The following is a 17934-nucleotide window of genomic DNA, read 5'->3' on the forward strand; positions in this document are numbered from 1 at the left end:
AAATCGAAAACGGCGTATTGTGCGCTAACGGACGGAGAAAACCAACTCCCAGGGCATATACCAGAAGTTCGCCAGCACCATCAGCAACAATGAACACCACGTCGCGCTCATGCCGGAACGACGCCAGCGGTAGAGACGATGATGAAAGCCATACGAGTGCATCAGGCGCCCGGCAATCAGCAAAATACCGCAGACGTGGACCATCCAGGTCTGTGCGCCGTTCATCTCCATAAACAGCAGCAAGATCAGACCAATGGGAACATACTCCACCGCGTTCCCGTGCACGCGAATAGCAACCTGCAGCTCGCTAAAACCGCCATCGCCGTAGCCAACGCGATATTGCGTTCTCAGGCGTACGACGTCCCAGGAAAACTTAATAAGCAATAACGCACCTAAGACCGCATACAGCGCGCTGACCATACTCAAAACTCCCTTTTATCGCTTCCGGTGGCTCAATTGAGGATAGCAGGATATCAGAAAAGAGAGGTTTGCTGCGGAATTGACGGCGCATTCCCTATTTCCGGTAGGGCGGTACGCAGATCGCTCCACAGGGTATCAACCAGTTCCGGCGCCTGGGCGATATCCGGCGTATGGAGAAACAGGTACGGCGTGGCGGTCTGCGTCCATTTTGGCAGCGTGCGAATCCACACGCTAAAAAGCTCGCGATTCTGCGTCATATCATCGCTGCCGATAAAACGCACCATCGGATTATGGGCCGTCACCAGTGCATGGACGGGGACTTTCGGCTTCTTCTTCTGCGCCTCGATCATCGCCGGGCTGCGGGCGACGGCGCTATGAACCGGACGGCTATCCAGGATCACGCGATTGACGTTACGCTGATGCAGGCCGCGATTGAGCTGCTGTTCCGCTTCCCCTTTGGCGAAAAATTCCGGATGCCTTACCTCAACGCCGTAGCGGAATTCGCGCGGCAGGCTGTCGAGGAACGGCCAGAGGGCGGTGAGGTCCCGAGGGCCGAACGTCGCCGGCAGCTGGAGCCAATACTGGCCGATGCGCGAAGACAGCGGCGCCAGACGGGTAAAAAACTCATGGCTTAAGTCGTCGCAGTTGCGCAGCGCCGCCTGGTGCGAAATGGTGGCCGGAAATTTGAAGCAGAAGCGAAAATCGTCGTGGGTTTGTTCATACCAGCGGCTGACAATCTCCGCTTTTGGTAACGCGTACAGGGTGGTGTTGCCCTCCACGCAGTTGAAGTGGCGGGCATACTCTTCAAGGCTGGTGATACCCAGCCGCACCCACTTCGGGTGCGCCCACTGGGGAAGCCCTATATAAATCATAATGCGGCAAGCACCTCCTCGGTACTGCGCACGCGGGCAATCCGCGGGAAGATGTGAGTCATGCTGCTAAGATGCTGTTCCGCCGTCGCCGCGCTGCAGGCGTCTTCGACAAGAATGAGGTTAAAGCCCAGCTCCCAGGCGTTGCGCGCCGTAGATTCGACGCCGATATTCGTGGAGATACCGCACAGAATAATCGTATCGATACCGCGACGGCGAAGCTGCAGCTCCAGGTCGGTGCCGTAAAAGGCCCCCCACTGGCGTTTGGTGACTTCGATATCGCTCGCCTGTTTTTCCAGCGCCAGCGGATAGGACCACCAGTTTTCGGGTAGCGTTGGCGCGCCTGCCTGGGCATCGACCGGCTGTTTCAGCGCTTCGGCGAAATCCGCCGACCAGCCAACGCGAACCATGACCACCGGGGAACCCTGCTGGCGGCACTTTTTGGCCAGACTCGCGGCGCGCTCAACCACTTCGTCAGCGCGATGCGGGCCGCCGGCAAACGGTAAAATGCCTTCCTGCAGGTCAATAACCACCAGCGCGGTCTTTTTTGCATTGAGTTCTAACATGATATCCCCGTATCTTCTTTTGTTGTCAGGCCGCTACAATACCGTTGCCGATCTCGCCCGAGGGTAACAAATTTTGTTAATTTTTGTGAGTACAAGCAATAAGCGCGTAGCAAAGCAACGCAGCGCGCTGCGCCGGGCTTATCGTGCGCCATAATTTCCAGTATAATAGCCGCCTTTTTTCATTCAGTTGTGACATCAGCTAAAGCTGCGACCTCGTCGCCTGCAAGGCAGGCAACAATCCGCCTGCGGCTAAGTTAAGGGATATCTCATGCGTACAGAATATTGCGGGCAGCTTCGTCTGTCCCACGTAGGGCAGCAAGTGACTCTGTGTGGTTGGGTCAACCGTCGTCGTGATCTTGGTAGCCTTATCTTTATCGATATGCGTGACCGCGAAGGCATCGTGCAGGTGTTTTTCGATCCGGATCGCGCCGACGCATTAAAGCTGGCCTCTGAACTGCGTAATGAGTTCTGCATCCAGGTCACCGGCACCGTGCGTGCGCGTGACGAAAAAAACGTTAATAGCGATATGGCCACCGGCGCCATCGAAGTGCTGGCATCCGACCTGACCATTATCAACCGCGCGGAAGCGCTGCCGCTGGACTCCAACCACGTCAATACCGAAGAAGCGCGTCTGAAATACCGCTACCTGGATCTGCGTCGTCCGGAAATGGCGCAGCGCCTGAAAACGCGAGCGAAGATTACCAGCCTCGTTCGTCGGTTTATGGACGACCACGGTTTCCTCGATATTGAAACGCCGATGCTGACCAAAGCTACGCCGGAAGGCGCGCGCGACTACCTGGTGCCTTCACGCGTGCATAAAGGTAAATTCTACGCGCTGCCGCAGTCTCCACAGCTGTTCAAACAGCTGCTGATGATGTCCGGTTTTGACCGCTACTATCAGATTGTGAAATGTTTCCGCGACGAAGACCTGCGTGCCGACCGCCAGCCGGAATTCACCCAGATCGACGTCGAGACCTCCTTTATGACCGCCGAGCAGGTGCGTGAAGTCATGGAAGCGCTGGTGCGTAACCTGTGGCAGGAAGTGAAGGGCGTGGATCTGGGCGATTTCCCGATCATGACCTTCGCCGAAGCCGAGCGTCGCTACGGTTCCGATAAACCAGACCTGCGCAACCCGATGGAGCTGGTGGATGTCGCCGATCTGGTGAAAACGGTGGAATTCGCCGTCTTCGCAGGTCCGGCTAACGACGCCAAAGGCCGCGTTGCCGCCCTGCGCGTACCGGGCGGCGCTGCGCTGACCCGTAAGCAAATCGACGAGTACGGAAAGTTTGTCCAGATCTACGGCGCAAAAGGCCTGGCCTATATTAAAGTCACCGAGCGGGCGAAAGGCCTTGAAGGCATCAACAGCCCGGTAGCTAAATTCCTTAACGCCGACATCGTTGAAGCGATCCTTGAGCGCACCGGCGCGCAGGATGGCGACATGATCTTCTTCGGCGCGGATAACAAAAAAGTGGTCGCCGACGCGCTCGGCGCGCTGCGTCTGAAGCTGGGCAAAGACCTGAACCTGACCGACGAAGCCAAATGGGCGCCGCTGTGGGTTATCGACTTCCCGATGTTTGAAGACGACGGTGAAGGCGGTCTGACCGCGATGCACCATCCGTTCACCTCGCCGAAAGATATGTCCGCCGCCGAGCTGAAGGCCGCGCCGGAAGACGCGGTGGCCAACGCCTACGATATGGTCATCAACGGCTATGAAGTCGGCGGCGGTTCGGTGCGTATTCACAGCGGTGAAATGCAGCAGACCGTGTTCGGCATTCTCGGCATTAACGAACAAGAGCAGCGCGAGAAGTTTGGCTTCCTGCTGGACGCGCTGAAATACGGTACTCCGCCGCACGCGGGCCTGGCTTTCGGTCTTGACCGTTTGACCATGCTGCTGACCGGTACTGATAATATCCGTGACGTTATTGCTTTCCCGAAAACTACCGCCGCCGCTTGCCTGATGACCGAAGCGCCAAGCTTCGCTAACCCGGCATCGCTGAGCGAACTGGGTATTCAGGTGGTGGCGAAAGAGGCAAAAGAGTCTCTGGAGAATAAGTAAGATGTCATTCAAGCTCCCCGTTTCCGTACTGGTGGTGATTTACGCCAAAGATACGAAGCGGGTGCTGATGTTGCAGCGGCGCGACGATCCCGCGTTCTGGCAGTCGGTTACCGGCAGTCTGGAAGAGGGAGAGACCGCGCCGCAGGCTGCCGCGCGTGAAGTTATGGAAGAAGTCGCCATTGATGTCGCCAGCGAGCAGCTGGCGTTGGTTGACTGTCAGCGCACGGTAGAGTTCGAGATATTTTCTCATTTACGTCATCGCTATGCGCCGGGCGTTGAGCGTAATACGGAATTTTGGTTCCGTCTTGCGCTCCCCCATGAACGCCAGATTGTCTTTACGGAACATCTGGACTATCGCTGGGTTGATGCGGCGGAAGCCGCCACGTTGACCAAGTCCTGGAGCAACCGGCAGGCGATTGAAGAATTTGTAATTAACGCCGCCTGAAAGGGCGTGCTTTTTTTTGGAGAGTTTTTTATGGCAGGTCATAGTAAATGGGCCAACACCAAACACCGCAAAGCGGCACAGGATGCCAAGCGCGGTAAGATCTTTACGAAAATTATTCGCGAGCTGGTCACCGCCGCGCGTCTGGGCGGCGGCGATGCGGGATCTAACCCGCGTCTGCGCGCGGCAATCGACAAAGCGCTGAGCAACAACATGACCCGCGACACCCTGAACCGCGCTATTGCCCGCGGCGTGGGCGGCGATGATGATGCGAACATGGAAACCATCATCTATGAAGGTTACGGTCCTGGCGGCACGGCGGTGATGGTTGAATGTCTGTCCGACAACCGTAACCGTACCGTTGCGGAAGTACGTCATGCCTTCACCAAAACCGGCGGTAACCTGGGGACCGACGGTTCCGTTTCCTACCTGTTCAGCAAAAAAGGCGTTATCTCCTTCGAGAAAGCCGACGAAGATGCGATCATGGAAGCGGCGCTGGAAGCGGGCGCGGAAGACGTTGTGACTTATGACGACGGCGCGATTGACGTTTATACCGCGTGGGAAGAGATGGGCGCGGTACGCGATGCGCTGGAAGCCGCCGGCCTGAAAGCGGACGCCGCTGAAGTCTCGATGATCCCGTCAACCAAAGCGGATATGGACGCGGAAACTGCGCCGAAACTGCTGCGTTTGATCGATATGCTGGAAGATTGCGACGACGTGCAGGAAGTTTATCACAACGGCGAGATCTCTGATGAGGTCGCCGCAACCCTGTGATACCCGTAATCTTTCAGCCCACAGCGGTGTTGGCTCTCCTCGCTTACCCCGGTCACGTAGTGAATCTACGCTCCCGGGGATGCGCTGCGTGGCCGCCTGGCTGTGAACTGAAATCTTTAGGGTCTCACGGGCTAGTTATGACCGGAGGCGCGTGATGGCCATTATTCTCGGCATTGACCCGGGGTCGCGCGTCACTGGTTATGGCGTTATCCGCCAGGTTGGACGCCAGCTCAGCTATCTGGGCAGTGGCTGTATTCGCACGAAAGTGGATGATTTACCGTCTCGCCTGAAGCTTATCTATGCGGGCGTCACGGAAATTATCACCCAGTTCCAGCCTGACTATTTCGCCATCGAACAAGTGTTTATGGCGAAGAACGCCGACTCGGCGCTGAAGCTCGGCCAGGCTCGCGGCGTGGCGATTGTCGCGGCGACGAATCAGGACCTGCCGGTCTTTGAGTACGCCGCCAGGCAGGTAAAGCAGACCGTTGTCGGGATCGGCAGCGCGGAAAAGAGTCAGGTGCAGCATATGGTGCGCACCTTGCTCAAGCTGCCGGCTAACCCGCAGGCGGATGCGGCGGATGCCTTAGCGATTGCCATTACCCACTGCCACGTCAGCCAGAACGCCGCCCAGATCAGCGAAAGCCGCCTGAATCTGGCGCGCGGACGCTTACGATAATCTTAAATCAGGCTGGATATCTATCCAGCCTTTTTTTATGATACCGCATTAGACTTTCAGCCCTTAATCCAGGAGCTCCACGTGATAGGCAGACTCAGAGGCATCATTCTCGAAAAACAACCCCCGCTGGTTTTACTCGAAACGGGAGGCGTAGGTTATGAGGTTCATCTGCCGATGACCTGTTTCTACGAGCTGCCGGACGTGGGCAAAGAGGCGATCATTTTTACCCACTTTATCGTGCGCGAAGATGCCCAACTGCTGTATGGCTTTAACAACAAGCAGGAGCGCACGCTGTTTAAAGAGCTGATTAAAACCAACGGCGTCGGTCCGAAGCTGGCGCTGGCGATCCTTTCCGGCATGTCGGCGCAGCAGTTTGTGAATGCCGTTGAGCGCGAGGAGCTGGCGGCGCTGGTGAAGCTGCCGGGAATCGGTAAGAAAACCGCGGAACGCCTGATTGTCGAAATGAAAGACCGCTTTAAAGGGCTGCACGGCGATCTGTTTACGCCGGCGGCAGATCTGGTGCTGACGTCTCCAGCCGGTCCTTCTGATGATGATGCTGAACAGGAAGCGGTTGCCGCGCTGGTGGCGCTGGGCTATAAACCTCAGGAGGCCAGCCGGATGGTCAGCAAAATCGTACGCCCGGATGCCAACAGTGAAACGCTAATTCGCGAAGCGCTCCGCGCCGCGTTGTGAGGTAAGGGATGATTGAAGCAGACAGGCTGGTATCGGCGGACAGCAGCGGTTTTGAAGAGGCGGCCGACCGCGCCATTCGCCCTAAATTGCTGCAAGAGTATGTGGGCCAGCCGCACGTCCGTTCGCAAATGGAGATTTTTATCCAGGCGGCGAAGCTGCGCGGCGACGCGCTCGATCACCTGCTGATTTTTGGCCCGCCGGGGCTGGGGAAAACCACCCTGGCAAACATCGTCGCCAACGAGATGGGCGTGAACCTGCGCACCACCTCTGGCCCGGTGCTGGAAAAGGCGGGCGATCTGGCGGCGATGTTGACCAATCTTGAACCCCACGACGTTCTGTTTATCGACGAGATTCATCGCCTGTCACCGGTTGTTGAAGAAGTTCTCTATCCGGCAATGGAAGATTATCAGCTGGATATCATGATTGGCGAAGGGCCCGCGGCGCGTTCGATAAAAATCGATCTGCCGCCGTTTACCCTGATTGGCGCGACGACTCGCGCAGGTTCATTGACTTCGCCGCTGCGCGACCGTTTTGGCATCGTCCAGCGCCTGGAGTTCTACCAGATCCCGGACCTGCAGCATATTGTCAGCCGCAGCGCCCGCTATATGGGGCTGGAGATGAGCGAAGATGGGGCTCTGGAGGTCGCGCGTCGCGCGCGCGGCACGCCGCGAATCGCCAACCGCCTGCTGCGCAGGGTGCGCGATTTTGCCGAGGTTCGCTACGACGGGCGTATCTCTGAGGATATTGCCGCGCAGGCGCTGGATATGCTCAACGTGGATGCGGAAGGCTTTGATTATATGGACCGTAAGCTGCTGCTGGCGGTCATCGATAAATTCTTTGGCGGGCCGGTCGGGCTGGATAACCTGGCGGCGGCCATTGGCGAAGAGCGGGAAACGATTGAAGATGTACTGGAGCCGTATCTGATCCAGCAGGGCTTTTTACAGCGTACCCCGCGCGGGCGAATGGCGACGGTGCGGGCCTGGACCCACTTCGGCATTACGCCGCCGGAGATGCCTTAAACGTTGTCCGGCGATAAAACAGCAGACCGCAAGAACCAGTAGCCCGGCTAAGCGGAGCGCAAGCCGGGAAAATAGCTGAGCGGTGGATGTCCCGGCTTACGGCATGAACGCCTTAGCCGGGCTACAACGTACGCGGAGCATAGCGTCAGGCGGCCGATTTCTTGCTCATGCTGATGATAAACAGCAGCGCGGCGCATAGTACCACGGAAGGCCCCGCCGGCGTGTCGTAGAACGCCGAGAAGGTCAAACCGCCGGTCACGGCAATCATTCCCACTCCAACCGCTACCCCCGCCATTTGTTCAGGCGTACGGGCAAAGCGACGGGCCGTTGCGGCGGGAATAATCAGCAGCGATGTGATAATCAGCGCCCCGACGAACTTCATCGCCACGCCGATCGTCAGCGCGGTGACCAGCATCAGAAGCAGTTTCACCCGCTGGAGCTTAACGCCATCAACAAACGCCAGATCTGGGCTAATGGTCATCGACAGCAGGTTGCGCCACTGCCAAAGCAGGATCGCCAGCACGATAACCACGCCAATAGCGATAGCTATCAAGTCTTCCGGCGTCACCGCCAGCAGATCGCCGAACAGATAGGCCATCAGGTCGACGCGCACGTTTGACATCAGGCTGACCACCACCAGACCCAGCGACAGCGCGCTGTGCGCCATGATGCCGAGTAGCGTGTCCACCGCCAGGTGGGGACGTTTTTCCAGCCATACCAGCCCGCCCGCCAGCAACAGCGTCACCGCGATGACCGCATAAAACGGGTTAACGTTCAGCAGTAAACCAAAAGCGACGCCAAGCAGAGAGGCGTGGGCGAGGGTATCGCCGAAGTAGGACATTCGCCGCCAGACGACGAACGATCCCAGCGGACCCGCGGCACAGGCGAGCATCATTCCGGCCAGCCAGCCGGGGAGCAGTAATTCAATCATTAACGGTCATTTCCCCGACGCAGTACAATCCGCCCCTGCAGGTCATGGCGGTGATTATGATGATGGCGATAAATACCCAGCTGTTCCGCGCCGCGCTGGCCGAACATCGAGATAAATTCCGGGTGCATAGAAACCACTTCCGGCGCGCCGGAGCAGCAAATATGCTGATTGAGACACAGCACTTCGTCGGTTTTGGCCATCACCAGATGCAGGTCATGAGAAACCATCAGCACGGCGCAATCAAGCTCCTGGCGCAGTTGGTTAATCAGATCGTAAAGCGCCACCTGGCCGTTGACGTCAACGCCCTGCGTTGGCTCGTCGAGCACCAGCAGCTGCGGCTTATTGAGCAGCGCCCGCGCCAGCAGTACCCGCTGGGTCTCGCCGCCGGAAAGTTTCTGCATTGGGGCGTCGATCAGATGCCCGGCCTGTACGCGCTTCAGCGCCGGCAGAATATCGCGCTTGTGGGTTCCCGGACGTAAAAGCATAAAGCGGCTGACGGTCAGCGGCATCGTGGCATCAAGATGCAGCTTTTGCGGGACATAGCCGATCCGCAGATGTCCCTCGCGTTTGATAACCCCTTCCGAAGGTGCTACCAGTCCAAGAACTACCCTTACGAGGGTCGATTTACCGGCGCCGTTTGGCCCCAGTAAGGTTAAAATTTTGCCCGGCTTTAGCGTTAGCGAAATGTCAGACAGCACGCGCCTTTGGCCATAAACGACCGCGACGTTTTCCAGCGTTACAAGATTTGTCATATCAAATTAGAGGTTGCACAAGCCAGTGAATGTTATAATATCACATCTTTCTCATTCTATACGATGATTAGACGCATTATGTTACATAAAAATACGCTTCTTTGCGCTGGACTTAGCGCCGCTTTTTTGTTCGCCCATGCGCCGTTGGCTAGCGCCGCCGTTGTCACCTCCCTTAAACCGCTGGGCTTTATCGCTTCCGCTATCGCGGATGGGGTCACGGAGACCCAGGTACTGCTGCCAGACGGGGCGTCCGAGCACGATTATTCGCTACGGCCATCGGATGCAAAACGCTTACAGAACGCAGACTTAGTGGTCTGGATTGGACCCGAAATGGAAGCGTTTATGGATAAGTCAACGCAAAGCATTGCGCCAAACAAAAAGGTGACGATTGCCGAGCTTGACGGCGTGAAACCGTTACTCATGAAAGGCACCGACGACGACGATGACCATCATGGTCACGACCATGGCGCAGGGGAAAATAGTGACGACGATCACCATCACGGCATCTATAACATGCATCTGTGGCTTTCCCCAGAGATAGCGCGCCTTTCGGCGGTTGCAATCCACGATAAATTATTGGAACTTATGCCGCAGAGTCGAGCCAAACTTGACGCCAACCTGAAGGATTTTGAGGCAAAATTAGCCGCAACCGACAAGCAGGTTGGGACCGAGCTGGCACCGCTGAAAGGGAAGGGATATTTCGTTTTTCATGACGCCTATGGCTACTTTGAAAAACACTACGGTTTGACCTCACTGGGTCATTTTACTGTCAACCCTGAAATCCAGCCTGGTGCGCAGCGTTTACACGAAATCAGAACACAGCTGGTTGAGCAAAAAGCAACTTGCGTTTTTGCTGAGCCACAGTTCAGGCCAGCGGTCATAGAAGCTGTTGCCAGGGGAACGTCCGTGCGCATGGGAACCCTGGATCCACTTGGAATCGGAATTAAGCTGGGTAAAGAGAGTTATCCGCAATTCCTGAGCCAGATGGCGAATCAGTATTCAAGCTGCCTGAAAGGAGAATAACGAGGAAGTGAATACGTGCAACAGATAGCCCGCGCTGTCACTCAGGCATTTAACAATCTGCCACGACCTCACCGCGTTATGCTGGGGTCGCTTAGCGTTCTTACCTTAGCGGTCGCCGTCTGGCGACCTTACATTTACCACCATCCTGAAACGGCTCCCATCAGCAGAACCATCGAGCTTGAGCAAAGCGAAATTCGTTCTCTGCTGCCAGAAGCCTCGGAACCTATCGATCAGGCACCTCAGGAAGAGGAGGCCATCCCTCAGGATGAGCTGGATGATAAAGCGGATGGCGATTCCGGCGGCCACGAATATGTGGTGTCGACCGGCGATACGCTCAGCAGCATTCTTAATCAGTACGGCATCGATATGGGCGATATTGCCCGGCTCTCCTCGGTAGATAAAGAGCTGCGTAATCTGAAAATTGGTCAACAGCTCTCCTGGACCCTGACGGCGGACGGCGACCTGCAAAGCCTGACCTGGGAAATGTCGCGCCGCGAAACCCGCACCTACGATCGAGTCGCTAACGGTTTCAAAATGAGCAGCGAGCTGCAAAAAGGCGACTGGGTCAACAGCGTACTGAAAGGTACCGTTGGCGGCAGCTTTGTCGCCAGCGCTCGTGATGCCGGCCTGACCAGCACCGAAATCAGCGCGGTGATCAAGGCCATGCAGTGGCAGATGGACTTCCGTAAGCTGAAAAAAGGCGATGAATTCTCCGTGCTGATGTCGCGTGAAATGCTCGACGGTAAGCGCGAGCAGAGCCAACTGCTTGGCGTGCGCCTGCGCTCGGATGGTAAAGACTACTACGCGATCCGCGCTGAGGATGGCAAATTCTACGACCGCAACGGTACCGGCCTGGCGAAGGGGTTCCTGCGTTTCCCGACCGCACGTCAGTTCCGCGTCTCTTCGAACTTTAATCCACGTCGTTTGAATCCGGTGACCGGCCGCGTAGCGCCGCATCGCGGCGTCGATTTTGCAATGCCGCAGGGCACACCGGTGCTGTCGGTAGGGGATGGCGAAGTGGTGGTGGCTAAACGTAGCGGTGCAGCCGGTTATTACGTCGCCGTCCGCCATGGCCGCACCTATACCACCCGCTATATGCACCTGCGTAAGCTGCTGGTCAAACCCGGGCAGAAGGTCAAACGCGGCGATCGCATTGCGCTGTCGGGCAACACCGGCCGTTCTACCGGCCCGCATCTGCATTATGAAGTGTGGATTAACCAGCAGGCGGTCAACCCGCTGACGGCGAAACTGCCGCGTACGGAAGGGCTCAGCGGTTCCGACCGTACCGATTATCTGGCGCAGGCAAAACAGGTTATTCCGCAGCTGCGGTTTGACTAACCTTCCGTCAGTTAAAGCCGGCGCCAGCTGTGCGCCGGCTTTTTCTTTTGTACGTTACTCAACGTATCGCTAAACTAACTCATTATCTTTATTGAGCGGAACGTCTGCGGATTAGGCATGGAAACGAAAAAAAATAATATTGAATTTATTCCAAAATTTGAAAAATCCTTTTTACTGCCGCGCTACTGGGGCGCTTGGTTAGGGGTTTTTGCCTTCGCCGGTATCGCTCTGACGCCAGCGTCTTTCCGCGATCCGATTCTCGGCAAACTGGGGCGTTTTGTGGGTCGCCTGGCAAAGAGTTCGCGCCGTCGGGCGCAGATTAACCTGCTGTACTGTTTCCCGGAAAAGAGTGAGCAGGAACGAGAAGACATTATTGATGCAATGTACGCCTCCGCGCCGCAGGCGATGGTCATGATGGCGGAACTAGGCCTGCGCGACCCGCAGCGCATTCTTTCCCGCGTCGACTGGCAGGGCAAAGAGATCATCGATGAGATGCAGAGGAACAACGAGAAAGTGATCTTTCTGGTTCCTCATGCCTGGGGAGTGGACATTCCGGCGATGCTGATGGCGTCGGGCGGGCAAAAAATGGCGGCGATGTTCCATAATCAGGGCAACCCGGTCTTTGATTACGTCTGGAATACCGTCCGCCGACGTTTCGGCGGACGTATGCACGCGCGCAACGACGGGATCAAACCGTTTATTCAGTCGGTGCGTCAGGGCTACTGGGGCTACTATCTACCGGATCAGGATCACGGCGCCGAGCACAGCGAATTCGTTGATTTCTTTGCCACCTATAAAGCGACGCTGCCGGCGATTGGACGTTTAATGAAAGTGTGCCGCGCCCGCGTCGTGCCGCTGTTCCCGGTCTATGATGGCGAAACGCATCGCCTGACGGTGCTGGTGCGCCCGCCGATGGACGATCTGCTGGAGGCGGACGATACCACTATCGCCCGGCGGATGAACGAAGAGGTGGAAGTGTTCGTGAAGCCGCATACCGAGCAGTACACCTGGATCCTCAAACTGCTGAAAACGCGCAAGCCGGGTGAAATCGAGCCGTATAAGCGTAAAGAGCTGTACCCGCGAAAGTCGTCACGCCAGGGTTAAAAATCGCAGCCAGTGGGCTTCCGGGTTCATTGGCTGTATTGTTTGAGTAGCGCCAAATGGTCGACAACGAGCCGGTAACGATATTCTGGACGACCGGTGATGCCGTAATGATTGGTGGTGTAGAGAATGTGTATCTGCTCAAGCCAAATCAGGTATTTACGGCATGAAACTCTGGATATCTGCAATGCTGCAGCCAGCTCATTGGTCGAAAAATCACGTTCCTGCCAGGCGTCAATCCACTGGCACACCAGACGAAGCGTCTGCGGCGTAAGTCCTTTTGGCAAGCGGCTCGCGCCCTCGTGTTGTTGAACCCCGCTGCGCAACAGGCTGTCGACATCGGCTTGAGCGTAGCAGGATTTCGCGTTTTTCAAATCGCGCTTTTTACGCCATGACAGCAGCGCCTCCTCAAAGCGCGGAAACTGAAACGGTTTTATCAGGTAATCGACCACGCCGTAATGCAGCGCCGTCTGAACCGTTACCCTATCGGCGGCGGAGGTAATCATAATGACATCAATATTGCGCGCATCGGCGCGTAGCGCAGGCAGCAGTTCCAGCCCATTATCCTGCTGCATATAGACATCCAGCAGCACCAGATCGATCTGCGGCAAATGGCTAAGCATCTCCCTGGCTTCGCGGACCGTCGGGGCTACGCCGCAGCAGTGAAAATCAGCCACCCGGCTGAGAAACAGCCGGTTCAGTTCGGCCACCATCGAATCATCATCGACAATCAGCACATTAATCATGCGTGGGTTCTCGCTTCGGCGGGAAGCAGGGCGCTTCCCGCAGTGTTCACCCGGCAGCGGGCGTTTAAAATGGCGAGCGTTTATACGCGGTGTAGCGCGCTCGCCAGAAGGTGCGATCGATATTCTCGGCCAACTGGGCTTCGCTGATAAGCGGCGCGACGCCGTCCTGCTGAGCCGCGCGAGCGACATCTGCGGCAATCGCCCGGGAAATCATCTCAATCTCTTCGACCGGCGGCAGCAATCCGCCGGCTTCGCGGGTAGCTAAAGGCGAGTGGGCGGCGAGGGTTTTACTACAGGTGATAAGCATTGCCTCGGTAACGCGTTCCGCTTTACTGGCCAGAATTCCCAGCCCCAGGCCGGGGAAGATATAGGCGTTGTTGCACTGGGCGATATCGTAGGTCTTACCGTCATAGCAGACGGGAGCGAACGGACTACCGGTGGCAATCAGCGCGTTCCCCCGGGTCCATTCCAGCAAATCCTTCGGCTGGGCTTCAGCGCGGGACGTCGGGTTAGATAAGGGCATAATAATCGGGCGCGGGCAGTGCTGATGCATCTCTTTGATGATCTCTTCGCTGAACAGTCCCGGCTGGCCTGATACGCCGATCAGCACGGTGGGGTGGACGTTGCGTACAACATCCATCAGCGACAGGTGGGCCGCGTCGGTATCCCAGTGGGCAATATGTTTCCGCGGCGTCACGTGGCTGCGCTGAAAATCCAGCAAATTGGGCATCTCATCGGTTAACAGACCAAAGCGGTCAACCATAAAGATCCGATTGCGCGCTTCCTGCTCTGACAGCCCGTCATCAACCATCAGGGCCATGATTTTTTCCGCAATCCCACATCCGGCGGAACCGCTGCCGAGAAACACCACGCGCTGGTCGCGGATCCGCGTACCGGCCGCAGCGGCGGCGGCAATCAGCGTGCCAGAGGTCACGGCCGCCGTGCCCTGGATATCATCGTTGAAACAGCAAAGCTGGTCACGATAGCGGTTAAGTAACCGGGTAGCATTTTTTTGCGCAAAATCTTCGAACTGCAGTAACACTTGTGGCCAGCGCTGGCTGATGGCATGCACAAACATGTCCATAAATTCCATGTACTGCTCGTCGCTAATACGTGGATGACGCCAGCCCATATACAGCGGGTCCTCCAGATGCTGGGCGTTGTTGGTGCCCACATCCAGCATAATGGGCAGCGTTGATGCCGGATGAATCCCCCCGCAGGCGGTATATAACGAGAGTTTGCCGATCGGGATCCCCATGCCGCCAATCCCCTGATCGCCGAGACCCAGGATGCGCTCGCCGTCGGTCACGACAATGACTTTGATATCGTTGCGGGAGAAGCCCTGCAGCATCTCGTCAATATTGTTGCGGTTAGGCCATGAAATAAACAGGCCGCGCCCCCGACGATAAATTTCTGAGAAGTGTTCACACGCTTCGCCTACCGTTGGGGTATAAATGATCGGCAGCGTTTCTTTCATATGGTTGCGCAGCAGATTATAGAATAGGGTCTCGTTAGTATCCTGTATATTTCGAAGATAAATATGCCGCGATATATCCCGTTTAAACTGGCAAAATTGCCCCCAGGCGCGCGCGGTTTGTTCTTCAATAGTTTCAACATTATGCGGCAGCAGCCCCTGAAGATTAAATGCGGACCGTTCACCTTGAGTAAAAGCGAGACCTTTATTTAATAACGGGTTTTCCAGCAGGACGGCACCGTTATAAGGCGTGTATAAGGTTTCTGTGGCTAACATTGGATGACTCCTGAATATGATATCAAATAATTGCCGGGATTCTTCCGGCTTTACTTCAGTGATTATGAGATTAAATAAATCATAATTCCTTCGGTAACGACGCCGATGGCGGTGCCCAGCAAAATAGAGGATGAGGCGGGCTCGATATAGGTATCGCTGCGCAGGGCAAACATCCCTGCCGCAATGGCGGAAGGCGTCGCGCCGATGATAATGACCTGCTGCATCAGGCTATGGCTGAGGCCAAAGGCTAAACCAGCCACGGCCATCATTGCCGGTTGGATCAGGTTTTTAATACTGATATTGGTACAGGTTTGAATATTGACCGTAGGACGCTCACCGTAAAAGAGCAGCCCAAGGGCGAACAGGGAGAGGCCGCCCGCCACTTTTCCCACCATCTCAATAGGCATACTGAGCATATGCGGCAGCTGTACCCCCGCGAGGCTGAGCAGCACGCCGGAAATCGGGATCCAGACTATTGGGTTTCTGACGGCTTTAAACAGGTTTTGCAGGATAAGCTGCAGCGCATCAGGCTGTTGTAGATCAGCGTAGGCGCGCTTATCTCCCATGCGAATCAGAATGATGGTCAAGGGGATCATCAATACGCTGGTCACCAGGTTGCCGATAAGCACCCCGAGAAAGCCCTCGGGGCCAATCAGCACCGCAAGCACGGGGGCGCCAAAGTAGGCCATATCGGGGAAAGCGCACACCAGGGACTGAATTGCGCTGGTTTTTATATCATGGCGAAAAACGTAGCGTGAGATCAGTAGCGTGAGGAAATACGATCCCATAAGACCGATGACCAATACCGCCATAAAGGTGAAGTTTTTAATCTTATCGGGATGGGTATTCAATGCGCCGATAAACAGATGGAAGGGAAGTGCAAAACGAATAACCACCGTGGCCAGCACGGACGCGTCCTCGCGGCGGCTGTAGCCCAACTTGCCGCTTAGCCATCCGAGCAGCATGATAAACACCAGGGGAAAAAGGGATTCTAAAAGCAGTGAAGGCATAGGATGTCCTGAAAATATATTATCGGCGACGTTGTATTTTTTTAATCTAACGATCCCTCGGTATTTAAAAGGTGATAGTCATCACAGTCGCCGGGCTTTAAATAATTTCGCCTTGACTACTTTACTTACAAATAGGGAAAAGAGGGTGGGATCATCAACTTATATCCCTGGCATTCAATTATTGCGACGATGCTAACTTTAGTTTCGTGGTGATAAATTAAATTACTTAAAATGAATTTTGTGGTTTAGTCACAAAGTAGAACAGCGAAATTTGGATCTCGTTTTTAATTTTAAATTCCTGTGCTAACGTTTTTTTGTTTTATTGGCATTGTGGCTGGTGCTCTTTTTTAATTTTATTACGCAGTTTTAATATTGCGTCGATACCCTACGTCATCATAATTCAGGTAAAAATATGGAAAATAATTCTCTGAACCACCCGATAGATAAAACGCTGCCGAGCGGGTCGTCGGTCCGACTTTTATCCAATATTGAGGTCGGCGCCGTACCGTTGACGCTCTTTATCGGGATAGCGACGATTGTGGCTATCTCTGCAACCGCAGGTCTGCTGCCGAAGAATATGATTGGCGGCCTGGCGGTGATTATGACCCTGGGGTTCGCGTTGGCTAAAATTGGCCGAATGGTGCCGATCCTCAAGGATATAGGCGGCCCGGCCATTTTGTGCCTGATGGTTCCATCGGTGCTGGTCTATTTCGGCATGTTTGAAGCGCATACCCTCGATACCGTGCATTTGCTGATGAAGGAGGCCAATCTCCTCTATTTCGTTATCGCCTGCCTGGTCGTCGGCAGCATACTGGGTATGAACAGAACTATCCTGATTCAGGGAATGGTCCGTATGTTTGTCCCGCTGGTCGTAGGGACCGGGGCGGCAATCTTAACCGGCCTGCTGGTGGGCAGTTTATTTGGCTACAGTTTCTACCACACCTTTTTCTTTATTATCGTGCCGATCATCGGCGGCGGCATCGGTGAAGGGATCCTGCCCCTGTCGCTGGCCTATTCCGCCATTCTCGGACAAACGCCCGATGTTTACGTTGCGCAACTGGCGCCGGCCGCCGTGGTGGGCAACATTTTCGCCATTATTTGCGCCGGTTTTATGGCGCGCATGGGCGCGCGACGCCCTTCGCTTTCCGGCAACGGGATGCTGATCCGCAGCCATGAAGATAATAGCGTCTTTGCGCAAAATCAGAGCGCGCAACCCACGGATTTCCAACTGATGGGGGCCGGGCTTTTAATGATTTGCGCGTTTTTCATCGTCGGCGGTCTGTTGGAAAAGGTGGTGCATATTCCGGGGCCGGTACTGATGATCCTGGCTGCGGTGTTCTGTAAATACGCTAAAGTTATCCCGGCGGCGATGGAGCTGGGGGCGCACAGCTGCTACAAGCTCGTGTCGGCCGCGCTGGTTTGGCCGCTGATGATTGGTCTGGGAATGCTGTATGTTCCGCTGGAAAGCGTGGTTGCGGTATTTTCGGTGGGCTACGTGGTGGTTTGCGGCTCCATCGTCATGGCAATGGCGCTGAGCGGCTTCCTTATCGCTTCACGTCTGAATATGTACCCTGTTGAAGCGGCTATCGTGACCAGTTGCCATAGCGGGCTGGGGGGAACGGGGGATGTGGCTATTCTCTCGGCGTCGAACAGAATGGGGTTGATGCCTTTTGCTCAGATTGCGACTCGTATCGGCGGCGCATCAACGGTAATTACCGCTACGCTATTGTTGAGCTGGCTTGTGTAGTTTATCGGATATACCTGCCAG

General features: G+C 55.7%; 18 protein-coding genes. 10 read left to right on the plus strand and 8 right to left on the minus strand.

Annotated features, from left to right (window positions below; all coding sequences use genetic code 11):
- Positions 1-24: 24 nt before the first annotated feature.
- Genes K7H21_RS10535 through K7H21_RS10545 form a run of 3 tightly spaced genes read right to left on the minus strand, consistent with a single transcriptional unit; the run spans position 25 to position 1855 of the window.
- Positions 25-420 carry an MAPEG family protein gene (locus K7H21_RS10535; protein ID WP_004122068.1) on the minus strand — a complete coding sequence of 132 codons (396 nt, stop codon included), beginning with the start codon at positions 418-420 and terminating at the stop codon, positions 25-27.
- A gap of 53 nt (positions 421-473) precedes the next feature.
- Complete coding sequence (locus K7H21_RS10540) at positions 474-1292, minus strand: DUF72 domain-containing protein (RefSeq protein ID WP_004122067.1); 819 nt, start codon at positions 1290-1292, stop codon at positions 474-476.
- Positions 1289-1855, minus strand: coding sequence for a hydrolase (locus tag K7H21_RS10545; RefSeq protein ID WP_004122066.1), 567 nt, complete (start codon positions 1853-1855; stop codon positions 1289-1291). Before K7H21_RS10545 ends, K7H21_RS10540 begins: the two co-directional genes overlap by 4 nt.
- Positions 1856-2123: 268 nt before the next feature.
- On the opposite strand from K7H21_RS10545, the gene aspS reads away from it, so the two are divergent.
- From aspS to ruvB, 6 genes are all read left to right on the plus strand, one after another.
- Positions 2124-3911, plus strand: coding sequence for an aspartate--tRNA ligase (gene aspS / locus K7H21_RS10550; RefSeq protein ID WP_087829004.1), 1788 nt, complete (start codon positions 2124-2126; stop codon positions 3909-3911).
- A 1-nt stretch (position 3912) separates the two neighbouring features.
- Positions 3913-4356, plus strand: a complete 444-nt coding sequence (gene nudB / locus K7H21_RS10555) for a dihydroneopterin triphosphate diphosphatase (RefSeq protein WP_004122064.1) — start codon at positions 3913-3915, stop codon at positions 4354-4356.
- 30 nt (positions 4357-4386) lie between these two features.
- Positions 4387-5127: a YebC/PmpR family DNA-binding transcriptional regulator gene (locus K7H21_RS10560; protein ID WP_142445581.1), complete on the plus strand. Its 741-nt coding sequence runs from the start codon at positions 4387-4389 to the stop codon at positions 5125-5127.
- Positions 5128-5281: 154 nt separating this feature from the next.
- On the plus strand, positions 5282-5803 hold the full coding sequence (gene ruvC, locus K7H21_RS10565) for a crossover junction endodeoxyribonuclease RuvC (protein ID WP_004113791.1): 522 nt from the start codon (positions 5282-5284) through the stop codon (positions 5801-5803).
- An 81-nt stretch (positions 5804-5884) separates the two neighbouring features.
- The gene (ruvA, locus tag K7H21_RS10570; protein WP_004103390.1) at positions 5885-6496 is read left to right on the plus strand and encodes a Holliday junction branch migration protein RuvA; all 612 of its coding nucleotides are present in this window, start codon (positions 5885-5887) and stop codon (positions 6494-6496) included.
- 8 nt (positions 6497-6504) lie between these two features.
- Positions 6505-7515, plus strand: coding sequence for a Holliday junction branch migration DNA helicase RuvB (gene ruvB / locus K7H21_RS10575; RefSeq protein WP_004122062.1), 1011 nt, complete (start codon positions 6505-6507; stop codon positions 7513-7515).
- 145 nt (positions 7516-7660) lie between these two features.
- Here the strand turns inward: ruvB and znuB are convergent, their stop codons facing one another.
- Positions 7661-8446 carry a zinc ABC transporter permease subunit ZnuB gene (gene znuB / locus K7H21_RS10580; RefSeq protein WP_004122061.1) on the minus strand — a complete coding sequence of 262 codons (786 nt, stop codon included), beginning with the start codon at positions 8444-8446 and terminating at the stop codon, positions 7661-7663.
- Positions 8446-9198, minus strand: coding sequence for a zinc ABC transporter ATP-binding protein ZnuC (znuC, locus tag K7H21_RS10585; RefSeq protein ID WP_004122060.1), 753 nt, complete (start codon positions 9196-9198; stop codon positions 8446-8448). Before znuC ends, znuB begins: the two co-directional genes overlap by 1 nt.
- Positions 9199-9276: 78 nt before the next feature.
- Between znuC and znuA the strand changes: the two genes are divergently transcribed.
- The 3 genes from znuA (at position 9277) to lpxM (ending at position 12663) form a co-directional block, all read left to right on the plus strand.
- Complete coding sequence (gene znuA / locus K7H21_RS10590; RefSeq protein WP_004122058.1) at positions 9277-10221, plus strand: zinc ABC transporter substrate-binding protein ZnuA; 945 nt, start codon at positions 9277-9279, stop codon at positions 10219-10221.
- A 15-nt stretch (positions 10222-10236) separates the two neighbouring features.
- Entirely contained in the window at positions 10237-11559 is a 1323-nt protein-coding gene (mepM, locus tag K7H21_RS10595) for a murein DD-endopeptidase MepM (protein ID WP_004122057.1), read from the plus strand.
- Positions 11560-11676: 117 nt separating this feature from the next.
- Entirely contained in the window at positions 11677-12663 is a 987-nt protein-coding gene (gene lpxM / locus K7H21_RS10600) for a lauroyl-Kdo(2)-lipid IV(A) myristoyltransferase (RefSeq protein ID WP_004122055.1), read from the plus strand.
- A gap of 26 nt (positions 12664-12689) precedes the next feature.
- On the opposite strand, the gene dcuR is transcribed toward lpxM, so the two are convergent.
- From dcuR to K7H21_RS10615, 3 genes are all read right to left on the minus strand, one after another.
- Entirely contained in the window at positions 12690-13406 is a 717-nt protein-coding gene (gene dcuR, locus K7H21_RS10605; RefSeq protein WP_223035762.1) for a two-component system response regulator DcuR, read from the minus strand.
- Positions 13407-13470: 64 nt separating this feature from the next.
- Positions 13471-15156: an NAD-dependent malic enzyme gene (locus K7H21_RS10610; RefSeq protein ID WP_223035763.1), complete on the minus strand. Its 1686-nt coding sequence runs from the start codon at positions 15154-15156 to the stop codon at positions 13471-13473.
- Positions 15157-15218: 62 nt separating this feature from the next.
- Positions 15219-16166 (minus strand): AEC family transporter, encoded by a 948-nt coding sequence (locus K7H21_RS10615; RefSeq protein WP_004122045.1) that lies wholly within the window; start codon positions 16164-16166, stop codon positions 15219-15221.
- Between the two features lie 412 nt (positions 16167-16578).
- On the opposite strand from K7H21_RS10615, the gene K7H21_RS10620 reads away from it, so the two are divergent.
- A complete protein-coding gene (locus K7H21_RS10620; protein WP_223035764.1) occupies positions 16579-17913 on the plus strand; it encodes a 2-hydroxycarboxylate transporter family protein in 1335 nt (444 codons plus the stop codon).
- The last annotated feature ends 21 nt before the right edge of the window (positions 17914-17934 follow it).

The sequence above is a fragment of the Klebsiella sp. CTHL.F3a genome (genome assembly GCF_019890895.1).
GTDB classification, from domain to species: domain Bacteria; phylum Pseudomonadota; class Gammaproteobacteria; order Enterobacterales; family Enterobacteriaceae; genus Klebsiella; species Klebsiella grimontii.

What these genes read in the sequence shown, in the direction of transcription:
- K7H21_RS10535 (WP_004122068.1), bottom strand. Translation starts at nt 420, where the DNA reads ATGGTCAGCGCGCTGTATGCGGTCTTAGGTGCGTTATTGCTTATTAAG.
- K7H21_RS10540 (WP_004122067.1), bottom strand. Translation starts at nt 1,292, where the DNA reads ATGATTTATATAGGGCTTCCCCAGTGGGCGCACCCGAAGTGGGTGCGG.
- K7H21_RS10545 (WP_004122066.1), bottom strand. Translation starts at nt 1,855, where the DNA reads ATGTTAGAACTCAATGCAAAAAAGACCGCGCTGGTGGTTATTGACCTG.
- aspS (WP_087829004.1), top strand. Translation starts at nt 2,124, where the DNA reads ATGCGTACAGAATATTGCGGGCAGCTTCGTCTGTCCCACGTAGGGCAG.
- nudB (WP_004122064.1), top strand. Translation starts at nt 3,913, where the DNA reads ATGTCATTCAAGCTCCCCGTTTCCGTACTGGTGGTGATTTACGCCAAA.
- K7H21_RS10560 (WP_142445581.1), top strand. Translation starts at nt 4,387, where the DNA reads ATGGCAGGTCATAGTAAATGGGCCAACACCAAACACCGCAAAGCGGCA.
- ruvC (WP_004113791.1), top strand. Translation starts at nt 5,282, where the DNA reads ATGGCCATTATTCTCGGCATTGACCCGGGGTCGCGCGTCACTGGTTAT.
- ruvB (WP_004122062.1), top strand. Translation starts at nt 6,505, where the DNA reads ATGATTGAAGCAGACAGGCTGGTATCGGCGGACAGCAGCGGTTTTGAA.
- znuB (WP_004122061.1), bottom strand. Translation starts at nt 8,446, where the DNA reads ATGATTGAATTACTGCTCCCCGGCTGGCTGGCCGGAATGATGCTCGCC.
- znuC (WP_004122060.1), bottom strand. Translation starts at nt 9,198, where the DNA reads ATGACAAATCTTGTAACGCTGGAAAACGTCGCGGTCGTTTATGGCCAA.
- znuA (WP_004122058.1), top strand. Translation starts at nt 9,277, where the DNA reads ATGTTACATAAAAATACGCTTCTTTGCGCTGGACTTAGCGCCGCTTTT.
- lpxM (WP_004122055.1), top strand. Translation starts at nt 11,677, where the DNA reads ATGGAAACGAAAAAAAATAATATTGAATTTATTCCAAAATTTGAAAAA.
- dcuR (WP_223035762.1), bottom strand. Translation starts at nt 13,406, where the DNA reads ATGATTAATGTGCTGATTGTCGATGATGATTCGATGGTGGCCGAACTG.
- K7H21_RS10610 (WP_223035763.1), bottom strand. Translation starts at nt 15,156, where the DNA reads ATGTTAGCCACAGAAACCTTATACACGCCTTATAACGGTGCCGTCCTG.
- K7H21_RS10615 (WP_004122045.1), bottom strand. Translation starts at nt 16,166, where the DNA reads ATGCCTTCACTGCTTTTAGAATCCCTTTTTCCCCTGGTGTTTATCATG.
- K7H21_RS10620 (WP_223035764.1), top strand. Translation starts at nt 16,579, where the DNA reads ATGGAAAATAATTCTCTGAACCACCCGATAGATAAAACGCTGCCGAGC.